Source organism: Streptomyces sp. NPDC058685, from assembly GCF_042714725.1.
Taxonomy (GTDB): Bacteria; Actinomycetota; Actinomycetes; order Streptomycetales; family Streptomycetaceae; genus Streptomyces.
This window is the reverse complement of sequence record NZ_JBHXSL010000023.1, coordinates 14626-37051: the sequence shown is the minus strand read 5'-3', so window position 1 is coordinate 37051 and position 22426 is coordinate 14626. Positions and strand designations below refer to the sequence as shown.

Annotated in this window: 18 protein-coding genes and 1 pseudogene; 12 read left to right on the top strand and 7 right to left on the bottom strand. The window is 72.2% G+C overall.

The features are described 5' to 3' along the window. Positions 1–13: 13 nt before the first annotated feature. Complete coding sequence (locus tag ACFWU3_RS19890) at positions 14–1351, top strand: hemolysin family protein (protein WP_384438960.1); 1338 nt, start codon at positions 14–16, stop codon at positions 1349–1351. Then, positions 1348–2358, top strand: a complete 1011-nt coding sequence (locus ACFWU3_RS19885) for a hemolysin family protein (RefSeq protein ID WP_384438957.1) — start codon at positions 1348–1350, stop codon at positions 2356–2358. The genes ACFWU3_RS19890 and ACFWU3_RS19885 overlap by 4 nt, the downstream gene beginning before the upstream one ends. A 143-nt stretch (positions 2359–2501) precedes the next feature. Here the strand turns inward: ACFWU3_RS19885 and ACFWU3_RS19880 are convergent, their stop codons facing one another. Continuing rightward, positions 2502–3545 carry a maleylpyruvate isomerase family mycothiol-dependent enzyme gene (locus tag ACFWU3_RS19880; RefSeq protein WP_384438954.1) on the bottom strand — a complete coding sequence of 348 codons (1044 nt, stop codon included), beginning with the start codon at positions 3543–3545 and terminating at the stop codon, positions 2502–2504. A gap of 58 nt (positions 3546–3603) precedes the next feature. On the opposite strand from ACFWU3_RS19880, the gene ACFWU3_RS19875 reads away from it, so the two are divergent. The 3 genes from ACFWU3_RS19875 to mug are packed head-to-tail and all read left to right on the top strand — an operon-like array spanning position 3604 to position 6424. Further along, on the top strand, positions 3604–4395 hold the full coding sequence (locus ACFWU3_RS19875) for an SGNH/GDSL hydrolase family protein (protein ID WP_384438951.1): 792 nt from the start codon (positions 3604–3606) through the stop codon (positions 4393–4395). Between the two features lie 59 nt (positions 4396–4454). After that, the gene (purB, locus tag ACFWU3_RS19870) at positions 4455–5888 is read left to right on the top strand and encodes an adenylosuccinate lyase (RefSeq protein ID WP_384438948.1); all 1434 of its coding nucleotides are present in this window, start codon (positions 4455–4457) and stop codon (positions 5886–5888) included. Next, entirely contained in the window at positions 5885–6424 is a 540-nt protein-coding gene (mug, locus tag ACFWU3_RS19865) for a G/U mismatch-specific DNA glycosylase (protein ID WP_384439111.1), read from the top strand. Before purB ends, mug begins: the two co-directional genes overlap by 4 nt. 23 nt (positions 6425–6447) lie before the next feature. On the opposite strand, the gene ACFWU3_RS19860 is transcribed toward mug, so the two are convergent. Next, the gene (locus ACFWU3_RS19860; protein ID WP_384438945.1) at positions 6448–6894 is read right to left on the bottom strand and encodes a hypothetical protein; all 447 of its coding nucleotides are present in this window, start codon (positions 6892–6894) and stop codon (positions 6448–6450) included. A gap of 164 nt (positions 6895–7058) precedes the next feature. Between ACFWU3_RS19860 and ACFWU3_RS19855 the strand changes: the two genes are divergently transcribed. Further along, positions 7059–8216, top strand: a complete 1158-nt coding sequence (locus tag ACFWU3_RS19855) for an ROK family transcriptional regulator (RefSeq protein WP_384438942.1) — start codon at positions 7059–7061, stop codon at positions 8214–8216. Positions 8217–8387: 171 nt separating this feature from the next. On the opposite strand, the gene ACFWU3_RS19850 is transcribed toward ACFWU3_RS19855, so the two are convergent. Next, entirely contained in the window at positions 8388–9152 is a 765-nt protein-coding gene (locus tag ACFWU3_RS19850) for a GntR family transcriptional regulator (RefSeq protein WP_384439108.1), read from the bottom strand. Between the two features lie 249 nt (positions 9153–9401). After that, complete coding sequence (gene sigJ / locus ACFWU3_RS19845; protein ID WP_384438940.1) at positions 9402–10286, bottom strand: RNA polymerase sigma factor SigJ; 885 nt, start codon at positions 10284–10286, stop codon at positions 9402–9404. Between the two features lie 202 nt (positions 10287–10488). Between sigJ and ACFWU3_RS19840 the strand changes: the two genes are divergently transcribed. Next, on the top strand, positions 10489–11319 hold the full coding sequence (locus ACFWU3_RS19840) for an alpha/beta fold hydrolase (protein ID WP_384438937.1): 831 nt from the start codon (positions 10489–10491) through the stop codon (positions 11317–11319). A 36-nt stretch (positions 11320–11355) separates the two neighbouring features. Here ACFWU3_RS19840 and ACFWU3_RS19835 read toward each other — a convergent pair. After that, positions 11356–12195 (bottom strand): annotated as a pseudogene (locus ACFWU3_RS19835) (DMT family transporter); the annotation flags it as partial. Between the two features lie 56 nt (positions 12196–12251). Here ACFWU3_RS19835 and ACFWU3_RS19830 point away from each other — a divergent pair. From ACFWU3_RS19830 to ACFWU3_RS19820, 3 genes are all read left to right on the top strand, one after another. Further along, the gene (locus ACFWU3_RS19830; RefSeq protein ID WP_384438934.1) at positions 12252–13703 is read left to right on the top strand and encodes a PLP-dependent aminotransferase family protein; all 1452 of its coding nucleotides are present in this window, start codon (positions 12252–12254) and stop codon (positions 13701–13703) included. A 403-nt stretch (positions 13704–14106) separates the two neighbouring features. Then, the gene (locus tag ACFWU3_RS19825; protein ID WP_384438931.1) at positions 14107–15684 is read left to right on the top strand and encodes an alkaline phosphatase D family protein; all 1578 of its coding nucleotides are present in this window, start codon (positions 14107–14109) and stop codon (positions 15682–15684) included. A 357-nt stretch (positions 15685–16041) separates the two neighbouring features. Beyond that, positions 16042–17433, top strand: a complete 1392-nt coding sequence (locus tag ACFWU3_RS19820) for a GNAT family N-acetyltransferase (protein WP_384438928.1) — start codon at positions 16042–16044, stop codon at positions 17431–17433. Here the strand turns inward: ACFWU3_RS19820 and ACFWU3_RS19815 are convergent. Next, positions 17369–18568, bottom strand: a complete 1200-nt coding sequence (locus ACFWU3_RS19815; protein ID WP_384438925.1) for a trans-sulfuration enzyme family protein — start codon at positions 18566–18568, stop codon at positions 17369–17371. The genes ACFWU3_RS19820 and ACFWU3_RS19815 overlap by 65 nt on opposite strands. 59 nt (positions 18569–18627) lie before the next feature. Here ACFWU3_RS19815 and ACFWU3_RS19810 point away from each other — a divergent pair, with 59 nt between their 5' ends. Together ACFWU3_RS19810 and ACFWU3_RS19805 are read left to right on the top strand one after the other, a co-directional pair. Next, positions 18628–19107: an Lrp/AsnC family transcriptional regulator gene (locus ACFWU3_RS19810; protein ID WP_352204938.1), complete on the top strand. Its 480-nt coding sequence runs from the start codon at positions 18628–18630 to the stop codon at positions 19105–19107. A gap of 75 nt (positions 19108–19182) precedes the next feature. After that, on the top strand, positions 19183–20865 hold the full coding sequence (locus ACFWU3_RS19805; protein ID WP_384438922.1) for a DUF885 domain-containing protein: 1683 nt from the start codon (positions 19183–19185) through the stop codon (positions 20863–20865). A 706-nt stretch (positions 20866–21571) separates the two neighbouring features. Here ACFWU3_RS19805 and ACFWU3_RS19800 read toward each other — a convergent pair. Beyond that, the gene (locus ACFWU3_RS19800) at positions 21572–22423 is read right to left on the bottom strand and encodes an SDR family oxidoreductase (protein ID WP_384438919.1); all 852 of its coding nucleotides are present in this window, start codon (positions 22421–22423) and stop codon (positions 21572–21574) included. Positions 22424–22426: the final 3 nt, after the last annotated feature.

Below are 22426 nucleotides of genomic sequence, written 5' to 3'. Positions count from 1 at the left end.
CGGAGGTGACCCGATGACGGAAGTGCTCCTGCTCCTCGTGGCCGTGCTGCTCTCACTGGCCTGCGGTGCCTTCGTCGCGGCGGAGTTCTCGCTCACCACGGTCGAGCGCGCCGACCTCGAGAAGGCCGTCGAGCGGGGTGAACGAGGCGCGGCGAGCGCCCTCAAGGCCGTGCGCGGCCTCACCTTCCAGCTCTCGGGCGCCCAGCTCGGGATCACCGTCACCAACCTGATCGTCGGCATGCTGGCCGAGCCCTCGGTCGCCAAGCTGATCCGCGGTCCGGTCGAGGCGGCCGGGCTCTCGCCCTCCATGGCCTCCTCGGTGGCCCTCGTCCTCGGTACGGCGCTGTCCACCCTCGTGCTGATGGTCGTCGGCGAACTGGTGCCGAAGAACTGGGCCATCTCCTCCCCGCTGGCCGTGGCCAAGGTGGTCGCCCCCGCGCAGCGGGTCTTCACCGCCGCCTTCAAGCCGCTGATCAGCCATCTCAACAACACGGCCAACCGCATCCTGCGCCGGCTCGGCATGGAGCCGACCGAGGAGCTGGCCTCGGCCCGCAGCCCGCAGGAACTGGTCGCCCTGGCCCGTCACTCCGCGAAGGAGGGCGCGCTGGAGGCGGACACCGCCGAGCTGTTCGTCCGGACCCTGAAGCTCGCCGAGCTGACCGCGGAGAACGTGATGACCCCGCGCGTGCAGGTCACCGCGCTGGAGGTGCAGGCCACGGCCGAGGACGTCGCCAACGCGACCCGCGCGACCGGCCTCTCCCGCTTCCCCGTCTACCGCGGCAGCCTCGACACCGTCGTCGGCATCGCCCACATCAAGGACGTCCTGGCGGTACCGGCCGACGACCGGCCCCGCCGCGGCATCACCGAGCTGCTGCGCGAGCCGTTGCTGGTGCCGGAGACCCTCACGGTCGACCGGCTCCTCGACCGGCTGGCCGGCAAGTCGACGATGGCCGTCGTCATCGACGAGTACGGCGGCACGGCCGGTGTCGTGACGATGGAGGACATCGTCGAAGAGGTCGTCGGCGAGGTACGCGACGAACACGATCCCCACGAGACGCCGGACCTCGCACCCGCCGGCCAGGACGCCGACGGCCGCACGCTGTGGTCGGCCGACGGCGCGGCCCGCACCGACCAGCTGGAGCGCATCGGCCTGCGGGTGCCGGAAGGCCCGTACGAGACGCTCGCGGGTCTGATCGCCACCGAACTGGGACGCATCCCCGTCGAGGGCGACCGCATCGACCTCGAAGGCTGGCGCCTCGATGTCGTGGACGCCTCCGGGCGGCGCGCCGCGAGGGTGCTGATGCACGCTCCGCTCCCCTCGGCCGACGAGCCCGTGGAGGCCGGACGATGACCGCGATCCAACTTCTCATCGGCCTGCTGACCCTGGTGGTCAACGCCTTCTTCGTCGGCGCCGAATTCGCTCTGATCTCCGTGCGTCGCAGCCAGATCGAGCCCCACGCGGAGGCCGGCGACCGGCGGGCCCGCAGTGTCATATGGGGCCTGGAGCACGTGTCGGCGCTGCTGGCGGCGGCCCAGCTCGGGATCACACTGTGCACCCTGGTGCTCGGCATCGTCGCCGAGCCCGCGATCGCGCATCTGCTGGAGCCGCTGTTCGACGCGGTGGGCGTGCCGCACGGTGCGGTGCACCCGATCTCGTTCGTGATCGCGCTGGCCGTGGCCACGTATCTGCACATGCTCCTCGGCGAGATGGTGCCGAAGAACATCGCTCTCGCGGAGCCGACCCGCAGCGCTCTGCTCCTCGGCCCGCCGCTGGTGGCGCTCGCGCGGGCGCTGCGCCCGGTGATCTTCTCGATCAACGCCTGCGCCAACGCCCTGCTGAAGCTGCTGAGGGTCGAGGCCAAGGACGAGGTGGCCGCCACCTACTCGGACGACGAACTCGCCCGGATGGTGCGGGACGCCGGCGAGGCGGGCCTGCTCGACGACCGTTCGGCGGGACGTCTGCGCGACGCTCTGGAGCTGGGCCGCCGTCCCGTGCGGGACGTGGTCAGGCCGGTCGAGCAGGTGGTGTACGCGCAGGCGGGGACCACTCCGGAGCAGCTGGAGCGTCTGGCCGCCGAGTCCGGGTACTCACGTTTCCCGGTGGTCGACGCCCGCCGCATCCTCGGCTATCTCCATGTGAAGGACGCCCTGGACGCGGCTCCGCGCGACGAGCCCTTCCCGGTCACGGCGCTGCGGCCGATCGCCCGGGTCCGTGCGGCGACCCCGCTGGACGACGTACTGACCGCGATGCGCCGCAGCCGCACACACCTGGCGGCGGTGCTGGACGAGGACGACTCCCCGGTGGGCCTGGTGACGATGGAGGACGTGCTGCGGGAGCTGGTGGGCCGGCGCGACTAGTCCCCGTCTCCTGACGGTCGGCGCAGGACCGGATCGAGCCGCTGACGGCGGCCGGTCCGGTCCTCGCACGACCGGGGCCCGTCGCCTGCGGCGCACCGCATCCGACGCCGCGCGCTGATCCACCGGGGATGGCGGGACAGCCCTCAGAACGCCGTCGCCCGGAGCCACGCGTCGAGCGTCGCGCGTTCGCCGGAGACATCGAAGCGCGGGTCGTCGGACCGGTACCGGCCGTACAGCAGGAGCAGCAGATCGCCCGCCGCTCCTTGGACACGGGCCGACGCCTCGGGCCCGTCGGCGCGGGCCGGGACCGCAGGGCGGGGGCCGGAGCCCGAGGCCGTCCAGCGGTACCCGCTGCCGCCGAACGAGACGGTCCAGCCCGCCCCCGTGTCCGTGGCCACCAGCCGCAGCGAACCCCCGGGCAGGACGCCGACGGGTTCCGCGAGCCACGGGTAGCAGGGCAGGTTCTCCAGGAACTCCTCGATCCCGTCGGCCGCCGTGCCCGGAACGATCCGCGGCTCCTGGCCCAGTGCGAGTTCGGCGTCCGCGAGGTGGACGAGGGCCTCGAAGAGCAACCGGCGGGGGAAGAACCGCACCCGCTGGTCGGCGCCGTGCGACCACATCGGGGTGTCCGGGTCGACGCCGCGCATCGTACGGACCGAGCCCTCCGCGCTGCGGGCCAGCCACTGGGGGTACGCAGCCGGGTCGTCCGGGAGGTCCAGCGGCACGTCCTTCGACCAGACGCGTTCGGCGGCGCGGGTGCGCACCAGATGCTCCATCCAGCGGTGGGTGGTGCCGTGGTGCCGTACGAGGTCCGCGAAGGTCCAGCCGGGGCAGGTCGGCACCGGCGTCGCCGGGTCCACGTCCCGTACGGTCTGAACGAAGCGCCGCCCCAGGTCCTCCACCGCGTCGCAGTAGAGCTCGTGCTGGTCGTCGTCGATACCGAAGTCCTCGCAGATGCGCAGCACGTCGTCGCGCAGCCCTCCGTCCGGGCGACGGGCGGCGGTCTGCCGGAGCAGGGCCGACAGTGCGCCGCGGTCGGCGGGTGAGAGCCGGCCCAGGAGATACCCGGTGTTCTCCAGCCACTTGACCGCGGTGTCGGGGTCGAGCACGTCGTCGTCACAGGTGGCGACCGAGGTCACCAGATCGGCCAGCGCTTCGGTCAGCGCGTTCAGCAGCGCGTCGCTCACAGGGCTCCCTCCCGGTACGGAACCGACGGACCTTACCGCGCGGTAGGATCCTTCCGCCATGGAGATGCATGCCAACTACACCAGCTTTGTCGCCCTCGGCGACTCCTTCACCGAGGGCATGTCCGACCTGATGCCCGACGGGACCTACCGGGGCTGGGCGGATCTGCTCGCCGGGCGGCTGGCCGTCCGCACCGAGGGGTTCCGCTACGCGAACCTGGCGGTCCGCGGAAAGCTCATCAAGCAGATCGTCGACGAGCAGGTCGATGTCGCCGCTGCCATGCGCCCCGATCTGGTCACGCTCGTGGGCGGGCTGAACGACACCCTGCGCCCCAAGTGCGACATGGGCAACGTCCGCGGTCTGCTGGAGGAGGCCGTGGAGAAGCTGACCCCGTCCTGCGGTCAGCTGGTGCTGATGCGCAGCCCCGGCCGCAACGGCCCGGTGATGGAGCGCTTCCGCCCCCGCATGGAGGAGCTCTTCGACTTCATCGACGAGCTGGGCGCCCGGCACGGCGCTCTCGTGGTGGATCTCTACGGCTCCGGAGCCCTCGGAGACCAGCGGCTGTGGGACGTGGACCGGCTGCATCTGACGGCCGAAGGACACCGGAGGGTGGCGGAGGCCGTCTGGCAGACCCTCGGCCTCGACGCCGAGGACGACTGGCGCTCGCCGCTGCCGCCCGCCGTGCAGGCGCGGTGGACCGCCCGCCGGGTCGCCGACGTGCAGTTCGCCCGCCAGTATCTGGGCCCGTGGATCGGACGCCGGCTCACCGGCCGGTCCTCGGGCGACGGTCTCCCGCCCAAGCGCCCGGAGCTGCTGCCGTACGAGCTCCCCCGCACGGACGATCCCTCGTAGCAAGCCACAAACCGGGGCGGGACGCTGGCCTGCACAAACCGCCAGTAGAATCCGTACACGTGACTGCAAAGCCTCGTATCCCCAACGTCCTGGCCGGCCGCTACGCCTCCGCGGAGCTCGCCGTCCTGTGGTCCCCCGAGCAGAAGGTGAAGCTGGAGCGGCAGCTCTGGCTGGCCGTGCTGCGCGCGCAGAAGGACCTCGGGATCGAGGTGCCGGACAGCGCCCTCACCGACTACGAGCGGGTCGTCGACCAGGTCGACCTGGCCTCCATCGCCGAACGCGAGAAGATCACGCGCCACGATGTGAAGGCCCGGATCGAGGAGTTCAACGCGCTCGCCGGTCATGAGCACGTGCACAAGGGCATGACGTCCCGCGATCTGACCGAGAACGTCGAGCAGCTCCAGATCCGCCTCTCCCTGGAGCTGATGCGCGACCGTACCGTCGCGGTACTGGCCCGCCTCGGCAAGCTCTCCGCCGAATACGCCGAGCTCGTGATGGCCGGGCGCTCGCACAATGTCGCCGCCCAGGCCACGACGCTCGGGAAGCGGTTCGCCACCGCCGCCGACGAGTTGCTGGTGGCCTATGGACGGCTGGAGGACCTGCTGGCCCGCTACCCGCTGCGCGGGATCAAGGGCCCGGTCGGCACCGCTCAGGACATGCTCGACCTGCTCGGCGGGGACGCGGCGAAGCTCGCGGACCTGGAGGGGCGCATCGCCGGGCACCTGGGCTTCGCCCACGCCTTCACCTCGGTCGGCCAGGTCTACCCCCGTTCCCTCGACTACGACGTCGTCTCCGCCCTGGTCCAGCTGGCCGCGGCGCCGTCGTCCGTCGCCAAGACGATCCGGCTGATGGCCGGGCACGAACTGGTCACCGAGGGCTTCAAGCCGGGCCAGGTCGGCTCCTCCGCGATGCCGCACAAGATGAACACCCGCTCCTGCGAGCGCGTGAACGGCCTCATGGTGATCCTGCGGGGCTACGCCTCGATGACGGGTGAGCTGGCGGGCGACCAGTGGAACGAGGGCGACGTCTCGTGCTCCGTGGTGCGCCGGGTGGCCCTGCCGGACGCGTTCTTCGCGTTCGACGGTCTGCTGGAGACGTTCCTGACGGTGCTCGACGAGTTCGGCGCCTTCCCTGCCGTCGTCGCCCGGGAGCTCGACCGCTACCTCCCCTTCCTCGCCACCACGAAGGTGCTGATGGGCGCCGTTCGGGCGGGGGTCGGCCGCGAGGTGGCGCACGAGGCCATCAAGGAGAACGCCGTGGCCGCCGCGCTCGCGATGCGCGAGCAGGGCGCCGAGCGCAACGAGTTGCTCGACACGCTGGCCGCCGACGAGCGCATCCCGCTGGACCGCGCGCAGCTGGACGCCCTGATGGCCGACAAGCTCTCCTTCACGGGTGCCGCCGCCGACCAGGTCGCCGCCGTGGTCGGCCGGATCGAGGCCGTCGTGAAGGAGCACCCCGAGGCCGCGGGCTACACCCCCGGGTCGATCCTCTGACGCCCGACGAGTTGGAGGCCGCCCGCGACCGTGTCATCGACGATGTGGTCGCGGGCGGTCTGCATGTGCTGTTCTGCGGGATCAACCCGGGTCTGATGTCGGCGGCGACGGGGCATCACTTCGCCCGCCCCGGCAACCGGTTCTGGCCCGTACTGCACCGGTCGGGCTTCACACCGCGGCAGTTGAAGCCCGCCGAGCAGCGGGAGCTGCTCACCTACGGGCTCGGCATCACGAATGTGGTGGCGCGGGCGACCGCGCGGGCCGACGAGCTGAGCGACGAGGAGTTCCGCGAGGGCGGGCGGTTGCTGGCCGAGAAGGTGGAGCGGCTGCGGCCCGGTTGGCTGGCGGTGGTCGGGGTCACGGCCTACCGCACGGCTTTCGGCGACCGAAAAGCCAGGATCGGTCCGCAGGAGCGCACCATCGGCGGGACGCGGATCTGGGCGCTGCCCAATCCGAGCGGGCTGAACGCCCATTGGACGGCGCAGACGATGGCGGAGGAGTACGCCCGGCTGCGCGCGGCGGCGGAGTCGTCCTGACCCGGGGCCTTTCCGGAGGCCGTTCAGGGCGGGTCGTTCGCGGTGACGACCGCCAGGAGCTGGAACTCGGAGAGGCCGACGCCTATCCACCGGCCGTCGACGCGCCAGAGATGAAGCCAGAGGACGGTGGCGCTCAGGCGCAGCCACGGCTCCGGTATGTCCTCCTCTTCGGGCGCGGTCCGGGCGGCGCGCAGCTGTGTGCCGGTCAGGTCGAAGAGCGAGGAGTCGCCCCAGCGGTGGTCCAGCGCGTCCAGCAGGGCGCCGTGCTCGGCCCGGCGCTGTTCCGCTTCGGCGGGGAGGTCCGCGTCGGGTCCCGCGACAGCAAAGGGATCACCCGGGTCGACATATCCGACAAGTACCGCTATGTGAAAGCCCGGACCCTCGGAGCCGACGTCCGACGGTCCGGGCTCCGTGGCGAACGTGCGGGCGCGCAGCAGGTCGATCGTCTCGAGGTGCCGTGCCGTGGTCATGCCCCCAGTAAAGCCGCCCGCACTGACATATGGCTGTCCGTCAGACAACGAAAGCGGGCGGGCGCGCGACGACCCACCGTTGCACCCCTTGCACCGACCGTGCACGTCGTACGGCCAGCGAGTACGATCCGGCAGAACACGCGCTCGAGCTGGGAGGACACACAGTGGGGCGGCTGACCGGCGGGGACCCGTCGCTGCTGCGGCGGATCAACTCCGCGGTGGTACTGCATGCGCTACGAGGCGCCGGCTCCCCCACGCTCACGGACCTGACGCGGATCACCGGGCTGTCCCGGCCGACCGTCGAAGGCGTGGTCGAGGGTCTCATCGAGGCCGGTCTGGTCGTCGAGTCCGTTCCCGAGGAGGGTGCGGCCCGCCGCCAGGGACGTCCCGCGAGGCGATTCCGCTTCCGCGCCGAGGCCGGCCATCTGCTGGGCGTGGAGATCGGCCCGCACCGCGTCGCGGCCCTGTTGTCCGGCCTGGACGGCCGCATCATCGGGGCCGGGTCCCGGGAGGTGTCGGAGACCGCCTGCGCGGACGACCGGCTGGAGCGGGTGCGGCTGGTGGTCGCCGACGTCCTGCGCCGGGCCGGGATCGCCCGTAACAGCCTGCGGGCCGTGGGGGTGGGCTCACCGGGGATCGTGGAGGCGGACGGGACCGTACGGCTCGGGACCGCGCTGCCGGGCTGGACAGGACTCGCGCTCGGGCAGCGGCTCCAGCGCTCGTTCCGCTGCCCGGTGCTGGTGGAGAACGACGCCAACGCCGCCGCCGTGGCGGAGCACTGGAAGGGCTCGGGACGGGACTCCGACGACCTCGTCTTCGTACTGGCGGGGCTGAGCCCGGGTGCCGGATCGTTGATCGGCGGGCGGCTGCACCGGGGCTTCGGCGGAGCGGCGGGAGAGATCGGCGCGCTGCATCTGCTCGGGCGTGACGTCACCCCGGAGCGGCTGCTGTCGACGACGGACGAGCCGCTGCATCCGCTGGACGAGCAGGCCGTGGCCGATGTCTTCACACTCGCCAAGGGCGGCGACACCCGGGCGCAGGAGGCCGTCGAGCGTTTCATCCAGCGTCTGGTCCACGATGTGGCGGCCCTGGTGCTGGCGCTGGACCCCGAACTGGTGGTGATCGGCGGCTGGGCGGCCGGTCTGGACGGTGTACTGGACCCGCTGCGGGACGAGTTGTCGCGCTACTGCCTGCGGCCGCCGCGGGTCGCCCTGTCCCTGCTCGGCGAGGCGGCGGTGGCGACGGGCGCGCTGCGGCTGGCGCTCGACCACGTCGAGGAGGAACTCTTCGCCGTGGAGGGAACGGTGACGGCCCGCCGCTGAGCCTCAGCTCGTGCGACGGGCCGTGCGGGACGGGGATGCGCGTGACGGGCCGGACTCCGGGAAGCGCGGCGCTCCCGATCGTGGCCTTGGCGGCGCGGCACTCCAAAAGGGCCCAGGCAGCGCCGCGTTCCCGATCGTGGACCAGGCAGCGCGGCCGTCCTGCACCGTGCCCTAGGAGGCGCGGCGTTCCTCGTCGTGGTGTCTGATCTCGACATCGCCCGAGTCGCCGAAGGTGAGCCGGCAGGTGTCGGCCCGGTACGTCGCGACGGACAGCGCCGCCGTCCTGCCCTCGGAGAAGTAGCGGGTGGTGACCATCAGCACGGGCGCGCCCGGCAACCGGTCGAGCTCCTTGGCGTCGTCGGCGCGGGCGGATCCGAGCTCCACGGCGCGGTCCTGGCCGTCGAGTTCACGGCGCTGGAGTTCCCGCAGGACGGCACGCGCTCGGGCCGGTCCGGAGGGGGTGTCGATGGCGGAGAGCTCGGCGACGGACGCGGCCGGCACATAGAGCAGCTCGGCCGCGACCGGGTGCCCGTGGCTGACGCGCAGCCTGCGCACGACGTACGTCTCCTCGTCGGCGCCGGTGTCCAGGAAGCGTGCGACCGCGGTCGGCGGCACTGCCTGCGTGCAGTCGACGGACTGCCAGGAGTCCTGCGCCGATCCGGGCCATGCGTGCTCGGTGGTCGAGACGTCCACGCCGACGCGCGGAGGAGCGACGGTCGTGCCGACGCCGCGGCGCCGCTGGAGGCGTCCTTCGAGTTCGAGCTGTTCGAGTGCCTGACGCAGTGTCGCGCGGGCAACTCCGAAGCGGGCCGCGAGATCTCGTTCGTTGGGCAGGATCTCGCCCACCGCGAAGTCCGAGTCGAGCGCTTCACCGATCACGGTCTTGAGGTGCCAGTACTTCGGCTCCGGCACTGATTCGAGCTGCGTGGTCCCCACCCTGATCCTCCGCAATCGCCGTGTCAGCGGCGGCTTTTCCGCGCCCTTGTTTATTAAAGGTTCCTGCACTAACTCTGCGACCATAGGACGGCCCGCCACCTTGGTCAAGACCAATCCTGCGTTCGTCACGCTGTGGGGTCGAGTGGATTCGCAGCGCGTTCACAGGGCGTTCGTATCCCAGTGAAACGCGCGCGGCAAAGACCCCCCGCCCTTTTCGGACAGGGGGTCTCGGGGCGTGCCGTTCCCAGGTCAGAGCGCGGGGAGCGCGCCGAGTTTGTCGGGGTTGCGCACCAGGTAGATGCACTGGATGCGGCCGTCCCGGATCTCCAACTGGAAGACCGTGTCCGGCTTTCCGGCACTGAACACCACCAGCCCCGGTGCGCCGTTGATCTCGGGGAACGTGAAGTCCGCCTCCGGCATCGGCTGCTTCGCCACCGCGAACAGGAACCGTCCGACCTTGTCCGCGCTCTCCAGGATCCGTACCGGTGCCTTCGCCTTGCCTCCACTGTCGCTGATCATGCGGACGTCTGGGGCGAGGAGGTCCAGCAGGGCGTCCAGATCGCCGCCGGCCGCGGCGGTGAGGAAGCGCTCGGTGAGATCGCGCCGTTCGCCGGGATCCACGTCGTAGCGGGGTTTGCGCTCCTCCACATGCCGCCGCGCACGGCCCGCGAGCTGTCGCACGGCCGCCTCGGAGCGCTCCAGCGTGGTCGCGATCTCGCCATAGGGAAAGCCGAAGGCCTCGCGGAGCACGAACACCGCCCGCTCCAGCGGCGAGAGCGATTCCAGCACCACGAGCACGGCGAGGGAGACGGATTCGGCGAGAACCGCCTGCTCTGCCGCGTCGGGGACCGTGCTGCCGAAGTCCGTTGCGATCGGCTCGGGGAGCCAGGGACCGATGTACGCCTCGCCCCGCGCCCTGATCTGCCGCAGCCGGTCGATCGCGAGCCGGGTGGTGATCCGTACGAGGTAGCCACGCGGCTCCGCCACATCGCTTCGCTCCTGTGCGGTCCACCGCAGCCACGCGTCCTGCACCACGTCCTCGGCGTCGGCCGCGCGGCCGAGCATGCGGTAGGCCACGCCGGTCAGCACGGGCCGGTGCTCTTCGAAGACGTCGGTCGCGGTGTCGGTCGCCACCCTTCCATCCCACCCGACGGCGCATCCGGTGTCCAGGCGGCGGGGGCGCGCCGCGCCGCACATCGACGTCCGCCCGGCGGTTCCTCTTGAACTGGAAGCTACTGAGCGGTAATTCTTACGGACAAGCGGCCGGGCCGCCCGTCCCACGGGCGTACGCCGTCCGACACATCGGTGCCGTGGCGAGACCAAGGAGCAGCAGGGCATGGTCGCGAAGATCTCGTTCTCCGTCGAGTCACCCCGGGGCAGCCGGGAGCTGTCCGTCTCCTACGAGAGGGCGAGCTCGGGCGAACCACTGCTGCTGCTCCACGGCATAGGGCATCACCGCCAGGCCTGGGACCCGGTGATCGGGATTCTCGCCGCCGAGCGCGAGGTCATCGCGGTCGACCTGCCCGGCTTCGGTGTCTCTCCGGCGCTGCCCGACGGGGTGCGGTACGACCTGGCGGCCGTCGGGGGCGCGCTCGCCGCGCTCTGCGAGGCGCTGGAGATCGAGCGGCCCCATGTGGCCGGCAACTCCCTCGGCGGGCTGCTGGCCCTCGAGTTGGGCCGTGAGAAGCTCGTCCGTTCCGTCACGGCCCTCTCCCCCGCCGGCTTCTGGACGGAAGGGGAACGGCTCTTCGCCTTCGGAACGCTGCGGGCCATGCGGCTCGGCGCCCAGTCGTTGTCCCTGCCGATGATCGAGTGGCTGGCGCGCAGCGCCGCCGGGCGCGCGGCGCTCACCAGCACCATCTACGCCAAGCCGGGCAGGCGTTCACCCGAGGCCGTCGTCGCGGAGACCCTCGCGCTGCGCGGGGCCACCGGCTTCCACGAGACCCTCATGGCCGGCCGCGACGTCCTGTTCACCGACGACATCCCCGATGTGCCCGTCACCATCGCCTGGGGCACCCGCGACCGGCTGCTGTTCCGCCGTCAGGGAGTCCGCGCCAAGCAGGCCATCCCCGGCGCCCGGCTCGTCCGGCTGCCCGGCTGCGGCCATGTGCCGATGAACGACGACCCCGCTCTCGTCGCCCGCGTCCTGCTGGACGGCAGCCGCTGACCCGCCTCCGAAGACGCCCGAGCCGAGCGCCGCGCCCGCTCCCACCAGCACTCCGCCCGCCGCCTGAGCGGGACCGAACGTGCCGGTGCCCACGAGCGGCGCGGTGAGGGCGGCGGCGACGGGGATGAGGCCGGTGAAGAGCGTCGCCCGCTCGGTGCCGATCCGCTGCAGCCCCATGTACCAGGTCACAAAGCCGATCACGGTCACCACGGCCGCCTGCCACAGCAGTGCCAGTGCCTCGCCCTGGTCAGGGGTCCGCACGAATCCGGCGCCGTCCACGACGAGGCCGACGATTGTCGACTCGACGGCCGCGACACCGCACACGGTCGCCGTGAGCAGCTTCGGTCCGAGCGGCCGGAGCACGGGCGCCGCCAGTACGGCGAACCCGACCTCGCCCGCCAGCGCGGCCACCGACCAGCCGATGCCCGCGGCGTCGGCGCGGCCCCAGCCCTGGACCGTGAACGCCCCCGCCGCCACGAGCAGTGCTCCGGACAGGACCGGCCGGGTGGGCCGCCGCCCGTCCGCGAGCGGTACGAGCACGGCGACGATGACGGGCGCGCAGCCGACGAACACGCCCGGGACCGCGGGCTCGGACGTGCGTTCCGCCGCCAGGATCGCCAGGTTGAACCCGACCATGCCGACGCCGGCGAGCAGGGCGATGCGGCCCCACTGGGCGGGGCCGAGCAGCTTCAGTGGCGCGAGTGCGGCCCGTCCGCCGAGCAGGGGCAGCAGAAGCAGACCGGCCAGGGCGTAGCGCACGGCCTGACCGCCGGCGTACGGGTAGTCGCCGAGGACGCTGTTGGCGGTGAAGGAGGCGCCGACCAGGCAGTAGGCGAAGGAGACGAGCCCCACGCCGTGCAGCGTGCGGGTGTTCATACGGTTCATGGGTTCGACGCTATGGACGTATGCGGTCCCCTTTAAGGTCCACTTCCATGACGTCATCGGGGACCAATCCGCCGGACGGGCCGTCCTGGACGACTGCCTGGGAACTGCTGCTGCCGGCCGCCGGAGCGCCGGCCCGCCGGCGCGGCAGGGCGCTCCAGTCGGCCCTGCGCGAGTCGGTCAGATCGGGCCGGCTGGCGGCAGGTACGCGGCTGCCCTCCAGCCGGGAGCTCGCCGTAGACCTCGGAGTGTCACGCGGTCTGGTCACCGAGGCGTACGAACAGCTGACCGCCGAGGGCTATCTGCGCAGTGACCGGGGCGCCGGCACCTGGGTGGGGGACGCGGCCCGGGCCGGTTCCCGGGCCGCGCGGGACCTCGCGCCGCGGGCGTCCGGCGCCGGGGTGGACTTCCGTCCCGGCACTCCCGACCTCTCGCTCTTCCCGCGCGCCGCGTGGGCCGCCGCGCACAAGTCCGTACTGGCGCGGCTGCCCCATCGGGCGCTCGGCTACCCGGATCCGCGCGGGCTGCCCGAGCTGCGTGCCGCGCTCGCGTCACTGCTCGTCCGGCGCCGCGGTGTCGTCGCCGACCCCGAACGGCTGGTGGTGTGCTCGGGCGTCGCCCAGGCCATGACCCTGCTGGGATTCGCGCTCCACGGGCACGGGCTGCGCACGATCGGCGTCGAGGACCCGGGGAGCCCGCAGCACGGCCCGCTGTTGGCCGCGGCCGGCCTCGGCGAGACCCCGCTCCCGCTGGACGAGGACGGACTGGCCATGGAACCGCTCCACCGGTCCGGTGTACGGGCCGTGGTGACGACACCGGCGCATCAGTTCCCCTCCGGGATCGCCTACTCCGCGCGGCGCCGCACCGAACTCCTGGACTGGGCACGGTCGGTGGACGGACTGGTCGTCGAGGACGACTACGACGGCGACTTCCGCTACGACCGCGCGCCGGTGGGCGCGCTCCAGGGCCTGGACCCCGAACGCGTCGCCTACAGCGGCTCGGTGAGCAAATCGCTCGCCCCGGGGCTGCGCCTCGGCTGGCTGCTGGTGCCCGAGCGTCTCGCCGGGGAGGTGGTGGAACGCAAGCGCACGATGGACCTGGGCAACCCGTCTCTCGACCAGGCGCTGCTCGCCGAGTTCATCGACGGCGGCGGCTACGACCGGCAACTGCGCCGCTGCCAGCGTGCCTACCGCGAGCGACGCGACGCGCTCGTCTGCGCGCTCGACGAGCACTTCCCGGGTACGGAGGTGAGCGGTATCGCCGCGGGACTGCATGCCATCGCGCGGCTGCCGGAGCGGTTCGGCCCGGAGCCGCGTTTCCTGGAGGCGGCGCAGCGTGCGGGTATCGCTCTGCGACCGCTCACCGAACACGGGACGGCACGGTACGCGGACACGGCGGTCCGGCTAGTGCTCGGGTACGCGCATCTGACGCCGTCCGACATCGCGCGCGGGATCGGGCTGCTGGCGCGGGAGACGCGGCCCGGCGGCCCGGCGGGGCCCTGACGAGCCCGGCCGCCGGACATCGGGCCACGGGGTATGCGGTGTACGGAGGTTGATGCCGAGGGATCGTGCGCCGCAGGGCGGAGGTCCGCGCACGGAGAGCGGGTGAGCGGGTGAGCCGACGGCGCGGCGGGGCTCCGGGGCTCCGGACGCGGAAGGGCCGCTGAAGGACCGGTGTCCACAGGGCACGGGCCCGGAAGGGCATGCGCGGAAGGCCGATGTCCGGAGAGGCCGATGTCCGGAGAGGCCGGGCGCGGTAGTCGGCACATGGAGGCCCGCGTGCCGAAGGGCCCCGGCGCGGAAGGCCGGTTGTTCACCTTCGGTTCGTGTGCGCGCCGCAGCCGGGCGCTAGGCATGGTCGGCACACCCGGCGCACCCCTCCCCCAACCGTTCTGGAGGCCCAGCGATGTCGCACAGCCCGCGAAGAACATCCCCCGACCGCCGTACCGTTCTGCGGGGCACGGTCGCCGCCTCGGCGGCCCTCGCTCTTCCGGCGGTGGGCGCGGCACCCGCGCTGGCCCGTTCCGGCCGTCCTCGTGCCGCCTGGGGTGTGCAGACCGGTGACGTCACCACGTCGTCGGGGCTGGTGTGGGCGCGTTCGGACCGGCCCGCCCGCATGATCGTCGAGACGTCGGCGACGGACTCCTTCCGGCGTACGCACCGGTGGCACGGCCCGCTGCTCGGGCCCGGCACGGACTTCACCGGTACGTCGTCGCTGCGCGGGCTGCCGGCGGGCGAGCAGATCCACTACCGGGTCACGCTCGCGGACCCGGACGACCCCCGCCGTACCGGGGAGCCGGTGTACGGAACGTTTCGGACCGCACCCGCCCGGCGCCGTCAGGACGTGCGCTTTCTGTGGTCGGGCGACATCGCGGGCCAGGGCTGGGGCATCAACCCGGACATCGGTGGTTACCGCGCCTACGAGGAGATGCGCCGGCGCAACCCGGACTTCTTCCTGTGCAGCGGTGACACGGTGTACGCGGACGGCCCGCTGGTCCCGAGCGTGACGCTGCCGGACGGCCGAGTGTGGCGCAACCTGATGACCGAGGAGAAGGCGAAGGTCGCCGAGACGCTCGCGGAGTACCGCGGCAACTTCCGCTACAACCTCCTCGACGAGAACGTCCGCCGCTTCAACGCGCAGGTGCCGACCGTGGTCCAGTGGGACGACCACGAGGTGCGCAACAACTGGTACCCGGGCCAGATCCTCGACGACGTCCGCTACTCCGAGAAGAACGTGGACGTCCTGGCCGCGCGCGCGTCCCGTGCGTTCAGCGAGTACTTCCCGGTCTCGACCCTGCCGTCGGGCGGTCGCGAGGGCCGGATGCACCGGGTGGTGCGGTACGGTCCGCTGCTCGACGTGTTCGTCCTCGACATGCGCTCGTACCGGAACGCCAACTCGCCGGGCCGGCAGGCCGACGACACACAGGGCATCCTCGGCGCCGAGCAGCTCGCCTGGCTGAAGCGGGAGTTGTCGCGGTCGCGCGCGGTGTGGAAGGTCATCGCCTCGGACATGCCGCTCGGCCTGGTGGTGCCCGACGGCGCGGCGAACATCGAGGCGGTGGCGCAGGGCGACCCTGGCGTGCCCCTCGGACGCGAGCTCCAGATCGCGGAGTTGCTGCGTCACATCAAGCACCGCCGGATCACCGGAACCCTGTGGCTCACGGCGGATGTGCACTACACCTCGGCCCAGCACTACGCGCCGGAGCGGGGCGCCTTCAAGGACTTCGCCCCGTTCTGGGAGTTCGTCTCGGGGCCGCTGGCCGCGGGCGGTTTTCCGGCCAATGCCCTGGACGGCACGTTCGGTCCCGAGCGGGTCTTCGTCCGCGCGCCCGAGCGGGCGAACGTCTCGCCGATGGAGTCCTCGCAGTACTTCGGCGAGGTCGACATCGACGGCGGCAGCGGTGAGTTGACCGTACGGCTGCGGGCCGAGGGCGGGACGGTGCTGTTCAGCACGGTGCTCCAGCCGGGCCGGGTAGGGCAGTAGAAGGCCCCGGCATACGCCCGGACTTCGAGCCCGGTCGTCCACCCCCGCGAGGGGGTGCGGGCGGCCGGGCTCCGTTGTGCGCCCGGCCTCACACGCCGAGCCGGCGCGAACCGTCACATGCGAGGATGTGTGGAGTTCTCCCCGGGGGATACTCGCGAGGGCTGGGGATCCCCGCGCGGGGTTGTCGTCGCAGCTCGCGGGGTGGGACCTGGCGGCCGATGATCGCGATGGATCGAGCGACCGATCGCTCCTCGCCAAAATCGGCCAAAAATGCTCTATAGCGGTTCAGATCCGCGCTTAACCCATCAGTCACAATACGTTCGTGATCACGCAACACAGAACGTTCACAGTGGGGGCATGACTGATGTGACTTCTGCGAAAAGTGCCCGCCGCCCTCACCACTGGCGCCGGGATCTCGTCGAACTGGCCGCCGTCTTCACGGCGGTGGCGGTCGCCGACGGCATCGCGAACCTGGTCGGCCACAGCCCCGACGGTCCGTTTCTGCTCGTCGCCTCCGCCGTCGCCCTCGTCGCCACGGCCACGTTCCACACATGGTGGGCACGACTCCACGGCCATGCTCCTCCGGCCGGCACGAGCGATACCACCGGCGGCACGGGCACGGCGGGGGCCCGGCGCGCCGACGACGGCACACCGCACGAGACGACGCTGTGGCGCATGCGCACCACCGTCCAGGACGCGCCCGGCAGTCTCGCCGCGCTGTGCACCGCCCTCGCCTCGCTACGCGTGGACATCCTCACCCTCCAGACGCATCCGCTCGCCGCGGGCACCGTGGACGAGTTCCTGCTCAGGGCCCCCGGGCCGCTCCAGGCCCAGCAGCTGACCCATGCCGTCTCGGCGGCCGGCGGCAGCGGCACCTGGATCGAGCGGGCGGACGCCCACGACCTCGTCGACACCCCGACGCGGGTGCTCGGCCTCGCCACCCGCACCGCCCTGGACGCGGCCGAACTCCCGCTGGCGCTCCGTCAGTTGCTCGGCCGGTGCACCATCCACTCGCTGCCCGCCGTATCCCTCACCGGCCGCCCCACCGGCGATCTCCCGCCGGTGGAAGGCGTCCTGGAGGACACGGTGATGCGTCTGCGCGACCCGAACGGAGGCGCGATCACCGTCGAGCGGCCCTATCTCCCCTTCACCCCCACCGAGTTCGCCCGAGCACGTGCCCTCGTCGAGCTGGACGCCCGGCTCGGCCCCCGTGTCCCCCGCAGCCAGGACGTCCTCACCCTCCCCGAGGGCAACGAGATCACCGTGCGCCGCGCCGACCAGAGCGATGTCGAAGCGGCGAAGGCGATGCACGACCGGTGCTCGCAGCGCACGCTCGGCCACCGGTACCACGGCCCGGTCGGCGACGCCGACCGCTATCTGAACCATCTGCTCAGCCCGCGATTCGGCCGCACACTCGCCGTCCAGACCGCCTCCGGGCGGCTCGTCGCCCTCGGTCATCTCCTGTGGGACGGGGACGAGACCGAGATCGCTCTGCTGGTGGAGGACGACTGGCAGCGCCGCGGCATCGGCTCGGAGCTGCTCGGCCGGCTGGTCGCCCTCGCCCGGGAGGCCCGCTGCAGCAGCGTGTACGCCGTGACCCAGTCGTCCAACACCGCCATGGTGGCGGCGATGCGCGGCCTGGGTCTGCCCCTCGACTACCAGATCGAGGAGGGCACGCTGGTGATCACAGCCCGACTGGGCGGGTCTGCCGAACAGCACCGGTCCTGGTTCGAACAGGCTGAGCGCTGAGCGCTTCGGCGAGATCCCGCCAGAGGTCCTCGACGTCCTCGAGCCCGACGGACAGCCGCAGCAGCCGGTCGCTGACACCGGCCGAGCGCCGGTCGCCCTCCGCGACGATGCGGTGACTGATGGACGCCGGGTGCTGGATCAGGCTGTCGACACTGCCGAGACTGACGGCGGGGGTGATCAGCCGTACGCCGGCGATCACCCGGTGCGGGTCGCCGTAGACCTCGAACGAGACCATGGCCCCGCCGATCCGCGGGTAGTGCACACGCGCGATGCGCGGATCGGCGGCCAGCCGGCACGCCAGGTCGGCGGCCGAGGCGGAGGCTGCCCTGACCCGTACCGGCAGGGTCGACAGACCGCGCAGCAGCAGGTATCCCGCCATCGGATGCAGCACACCACCGGTCGCGAAGCGCACCTGCCGCAGGCGTCCGGCGAACTCCTCGTCGCAGGCCACGACCCCGCCCATCACGTCGCCGTGACCGCCCAGGTACTTGGTGGCACTGTGCAGCACGATCCGCGCGCCCTGCTCGATCGGGCGCTGGAGCACAGGAGTGGCGAAGGTGTTGTCGACGAGCAGCGGCACCGACCCGCAGGCATGGCGTACCGCCTCGATGTCGACCTCGGCGAGCGTCGGGTTGGCCGGCGTCTCGACCATGACCAGACCGGTGTCGGGACGTATCGCGTCGGCGATCCCCGCCGGATCCGTCCAGGTCACCTCGGTGCCCAGCAGACCGGTCTCCAGCAGGTGGTCGCTGCATCCGTACAGGGGGCGGACGGCGATCACATGGCGCAGGCCCATGCTCGCCCGCACCAGCAGTACGGCGGTGAGCGCGGCCATCCCGCTGGCGAAGGCCACCGCGGCCTCGGCGCCCTCGAGCCGTGCCAGAGCGGTCTCGAAGCGGGCCGTGGTCGGGTTGTCGAGCCGGCCGTAGACGGGCGGGCCCTCGGGCCGGCCGCCGGTGAGGGCGAAGGCGTCGATCCGCTCGGCCTCGCCCGCGGCGTCGTAGGAGGGATACGTGGTCGACAGGTCCAGCGGCGGTGCGTGCACACCCAGCTCCGCGAGGTCCTCGCGTCCGGCGTGCACTGCTTCGGTGGCCAGCGCCCGGGGTACGGGGGCGGCGAAGGCTGCGTTGTCCATGACCGCAGACTGAACACCTACCGGAAGGTAGCGTCAGATGACCGTGCTACGTTCGATGAATGACCGAATCTGTCGCTCTGGACCCGGTCGACCTGCAGATCCTCCGCCTTCTGCAGAACGACGCCCGGACCACGTACCGCGATCTGGCGGCGGAGGTCGGAGTCGCGCCGTCCACCTGCCTGGACCGGGTGACGCGGCTGCGCCGCTCCGGCGTGATCCTCGGTCACCGCCTGGCCCTCGACCCGGCCCGGCTGGGCCGCGGTCTCCAGGCCCTGCTGTCGGTGCAGGTGCGTCCGCACCGGCGCGAGCTGATCGGGCCGTTCGTGGAGCGCATCCGCGCGCTGCCGGAATCGCTGTCCCTGTTCCATCTCACCGGACCGGACGACTATCTGGTGCATGTGGCGGTGACCGACACGGCCGACCTCCAGCGCCTGGTCATCGACGAGTTCACGTCTCAGCGGGAAGTCGCCCGTGTGGAGACCCGGTTGATATTCCAGCAGTGGGACTGCGGGCCCCTGCTGCCGCCGGCCGGACAGTGAGCGATCCGGCCGATGACATGCCGCTGAGCCGGGACGATGGTGACGCGGAGGCCACACTCGTATGAGGATGTGCGCATGTCTGTCACCCTCAGCCATCCGCTGCCCCGCCAGGTCGCCGACGCCTACGTCGACGCGCTCATCGAACTCGATCCGACCGTCGGAAGTTATCTGGGAGTCAAGGAGAGCGCCGGACTGCTCCCCGACTACTCACCCGCAGGTCAGGAGCGATTCGCCGAACTCGCCAGGGAGACCCTCGCCCGGCTCGACGAGGCCGAGAAACTGCCGGGTGCCGCCGTGGACGCGGAACGGCGATGCGGACGGCTGCTGCGAGAGCGTCTGACGGCCGAACTGGCCGTGCATGATGCGGAGGAAGGGCTGCGAACCGTCAGCAACATGCGCTCCCCGGTGCACGCGGTGCGCGAAGTCTTCACGGTGACGCCGACGCAGACCGACGAGGACTGGGCAGCGGTGGCTCAGCGCCTGCGGGCCGTCCCGCACGCCCTCGGCGGCTACCGGGAATCCCTCGAACTGGGCCTGGAACGCAAGCTGTTCGGCGGTCCGCGGGCTACCACGACCCATATCGGGCAACTGACGGAGTGGCTGGGCACGGACCGCAGCTGGTTCGAGGACATCGTCGCGGACGGCCCGGACGCGCTGCGCGCCGAACTCGACGCCGCCGCCCGCACGGCGACCGCCGCCCTCGGTGAGCTGCGCGACTGGATGCGCGACGTCTACGCCCCGGCTGTCGCGGACGCGCCGGACACCGTGGGTCGCGAGCGATACGCCCGCTGGTCCCGCTACTTCAACGGCACCGATCTCGACCTCGACGAGGCGTACGCGTACGGCTGGTCCGAATACCACCGCCTGCTGGCCGAGATGCAGAAGGAAGCCGCCAAGATCCTGCCCGGCGCGGGCCCTTGGGAGGCGCTGGCCCATCTCGACGTGCACGGCGAGCACATCGAGGGCGTCGAAGAGGTCCGGGTCTGGCTCCAGAACCTGATGGACGAAGCGATCGAGGCGCTGGACGGCACCCACTTCGAACTCGCCGAGCGGGTACGCAAGGTGGAGTCCCGGATCGCGCCTCCGGGCGGAGCGGCGGCGCCGTACTACACGGGTCCCTCGGAGGACTTCACCCGGATCGGCCAGACGTGGCTGCCGACGATGGGCGCCACGCGCTTCCCGGTGTACGACCTGGTGTCCACCTGGTACCACGAGGGTGTCCCGGGCCATCATCTGCAGATCGCGCAGTGGGTGCACGTCGCCGACCAGCTCTCCCGCTATCAGGCCACGGTCGGCATGGTCAGCGCGAACGCCGAGGGCTGGGCCCTGTACGCGGAGCGGCTGATGGACGAACTGGGCTTCCTGCCCGACCCCGAGCGCCGGCTCGGCTATCTGGACGCCCAGATGATGCGCGCGTGCCGGGTGATCGTGGACATCGGTATGCACCTGGAGCTGGAGATCCCGGCCGACTCGCCGTTCCACCCCGGAGAGCGCTGGACGCCGGAACTGGCACAGGAGTTCTTCGGCAACCACAGTGGCCGGCCGGCGGACTTCGTGGAGAGCGAGCTGACGCGGTACCTCTCGATGCCCGCGCAGGCGATCGGCTACAAGCTCGGCGAACGAGCCTGGCTGCTGGGCCGCGAGAACGCGCGCCGGAACCACGGCGCGTCGTTCGACGCGAAGGCCTGGCACATGGCGGCGCTGTCGCAGGGGTCGCTGGGGCTGGACGATCTGGTGGACGAGCTCTCGAAGTTGTGAGCAGGCGGGCCCGGCGGGCGGCACGGTGCGCCGCGGCGCCCCGGTCGGTGCAGGAGGGCCCGCCGGGTTCGGCGGGGGCGCAGCGCTACGAGCGGGCGGCCCCGGCTGGGGCGGGCCCGCCGGGTGATCGGGCCTGCGAGAGCCGCCCGATCGGCCGGGCTCCGCTGTGGGGGCCGGCCGCTCGGCCCGTGGAAGGGGCCTCACCCGCTGAGCGGCCTGGGGCCCGCAGGCGTGGGGTCCGGTGGCAGCAGGCCGATCGGCGGGGCCTCCAAGAGACCAGGCCGCTCGGACGGCGGAGGAGGTCCGCCGGTTCGGACCGGGTGACGGCGTTGCCGAGCGCCGGGCTCCCCGAGGAGACCGGCCGCCCGCGGAGGCCTCACCCGCTGAGCGGCCTGGGGCCCGCGGGCGTGGGGTCCGGTGGCAGCAGGCCGATCGGCGGGGCCTCCAAGAGACCAGGCCGCTCGGCCGGTGGAGGAGGTCCGCCGGTTCGGACCGGGTGACCGCGTTGCCGAGCGACCGGGCTCCCCGAGGAGACCGGCCGCCCGCGGAGGCCTCACCCGCTGAGCGGCCGGTGAAAGCCGGCCGGCCGGGCCGGGACGCGGCACCGCGGCGTGCCTCCGCCGCCTGCCCCGTCGCTCCCGCGCGGGGCTCACAGCCGACCGCCTCCCCAGTGGCTCACCTCCCGCGGCGGGACGCGGCACCGCCTTCAACGCCGGAACCCGCCCTCCGAGTTGATCACTTCGCCGGTGATCCACTCCGCCTCGTCCGTCGCCAGCCACGCGATGAGCCGTGCCGGGTCGTCGGGCATGCCCCAGCGGCCCGCCGGGAACATCCCCGCGATCTCCTCGTACACCTCGCCGTCCAGGTAGTCCGTGTCCACCGGCCCCGGGTTGACGGTGTTCACGGTCACCAGCAGATCCCCGAGGGACGTGGCGAGCGACCTGGTCGCCGATGCGAGCGCGCCCTTGGCCAGGGCGTAGGCCATCTCGTGCGGCATCCCGCCGGCGATGTCCTGGCCCGATGTCATCATCACCACGCGGCCGCCCGGGGTGCGCTCCGGCAGCGCGGCCCGCCGGCGTGCGTACGCCTGGACCAGGAGGATCACCGAGCGCGCGTCGACCGCCCAGTGGGCGTCGAGCATGGCGGCGTCGATCGCGTCGAGAGGCCCGTCGCCCCCGCTGAGAGCGTGATTGGCGACAAGAATGTCGAGCCGGCCGCCGAGCGCTTCGGTGGCGGTGGCGACGAGGTCGGCCGGGGCGGCCGCGTCCGACAGATCGCCGGGGCCGTGGAGGACGACCGCCGACGGGTCGCCGAGTGCCTCGCGCACCCCGTCGGCCACGGCGCGGGGCCCGTCCGGGTCCGCACCCCACGGCTGGGCCGCGTCGTGCGGAACATGATGGTGGAGATAGACGCTCGCACCGTACGCGGCGAGCCGGCGGGCGACCGCGTAGCCGATGCCGCCGCGCCGGCTGGCACCGGTGACGAGGGCGGTACGGCCGCGCAGCGGCAGTGGATCACGCCGCAGCGACGCGGCATCGGGGTTCGGGATCCGGGGCATGGC

What these genes read in the sequence shown, in the direction of transcription:
- ACFWU3_RS19890 (WP_384438960.1), top strand. Translation starts at nt 14, where the DNA reads ATGACGGAAGTGCTCCTGCTCCTCGTGGCCGTGCTGCTCTCACTGGCC.
- ACFWU3_RS19885 (WP_384438957.1), top strand. Translation starts at nt 1,348, where the DNA reads ATGACCGCGATCCAACTTCTCATCGGCCTGCTGACCCTGGTGGTCAAC.
- ACFWU3_RS19875 (WP_384438951.1), top strand. Translation starts at nt 3,604, where the DNA reads ATGGAGATGCATGCCAACTACACCAGCTTTGTCGCCCTCGGCGACTCC.
- ACFWU3_RS19860 (WP_384438945.1), bottom strand. Translation starts at nt 6,894, where the DNA reads ATGACCACGGCACGGCACCTCGAGACGATCGACCTGCTGCGCGCCCGC.
- ACFWU3_RS19840 (WP_384438937.1), top strand. Translation starts at nt 10,489, where the DNA reads ATGGTCGCGAAGATCTCGTTCTCCGTCGAGTCACCCCGGGGCAGCCGG.
- ACFWU3_RS19830 (WP_384438934.1), top strand. Translation starts at nt 12,252, where the DNA reads ATGACGTCATCGGGGACCAATCCGCCGGACGGGCCGTCCTGGACGACT.
- ACFWU3_RS19825 (WP_384438931.1), top strand. Translation starts at nt 14,107, where the DNA reads ATGTCGCACAGCCCGCGAAGAACATCCCCCGACCGCCGTACCGTTCTG.
- ACFWU3_RS19820 (WP_384438928.1), top strand. Translation starts at nt 16,042, where the DNA reads ATGACTGATGTGACTTCTGCGAAAAGTGCCCGCCGCCCTCACCACTGG.
- ACFWU3_RS19815 (WP_384438925.1), bottom strand. Translation starts at nt 18,568, where the DNA reads ATGGACAACGCAGCCTTCGCCGCCCCCGTACCCCGGGCGCTGGCCACC.
- ACFWU3_RS19810 (WP_352204938.1), top strand. Translation starts at nt 18,628, where the DNA reads ATGACCGAATCTGTCGCTCTGGACCCGGTCGACCTGCAGATCCTCCGC.
- ACFWU3_RS19805 (WP_384438922.1), top strand. Translation starts at nt 19,183, where the DNA reads ATGTCTGTCACCCTCAGCCATCCGCTGCCCCGCCAGGTCGCCGACGCC.
- ACFWU3_RS19800 (WP_384438919.1), bottom strand. Translation starts at nt 22,423, where the DNA reads ATGCCCCGGATCCCGAACCCCGATGCCGCGTCGCTGCGGCGTGATCCA.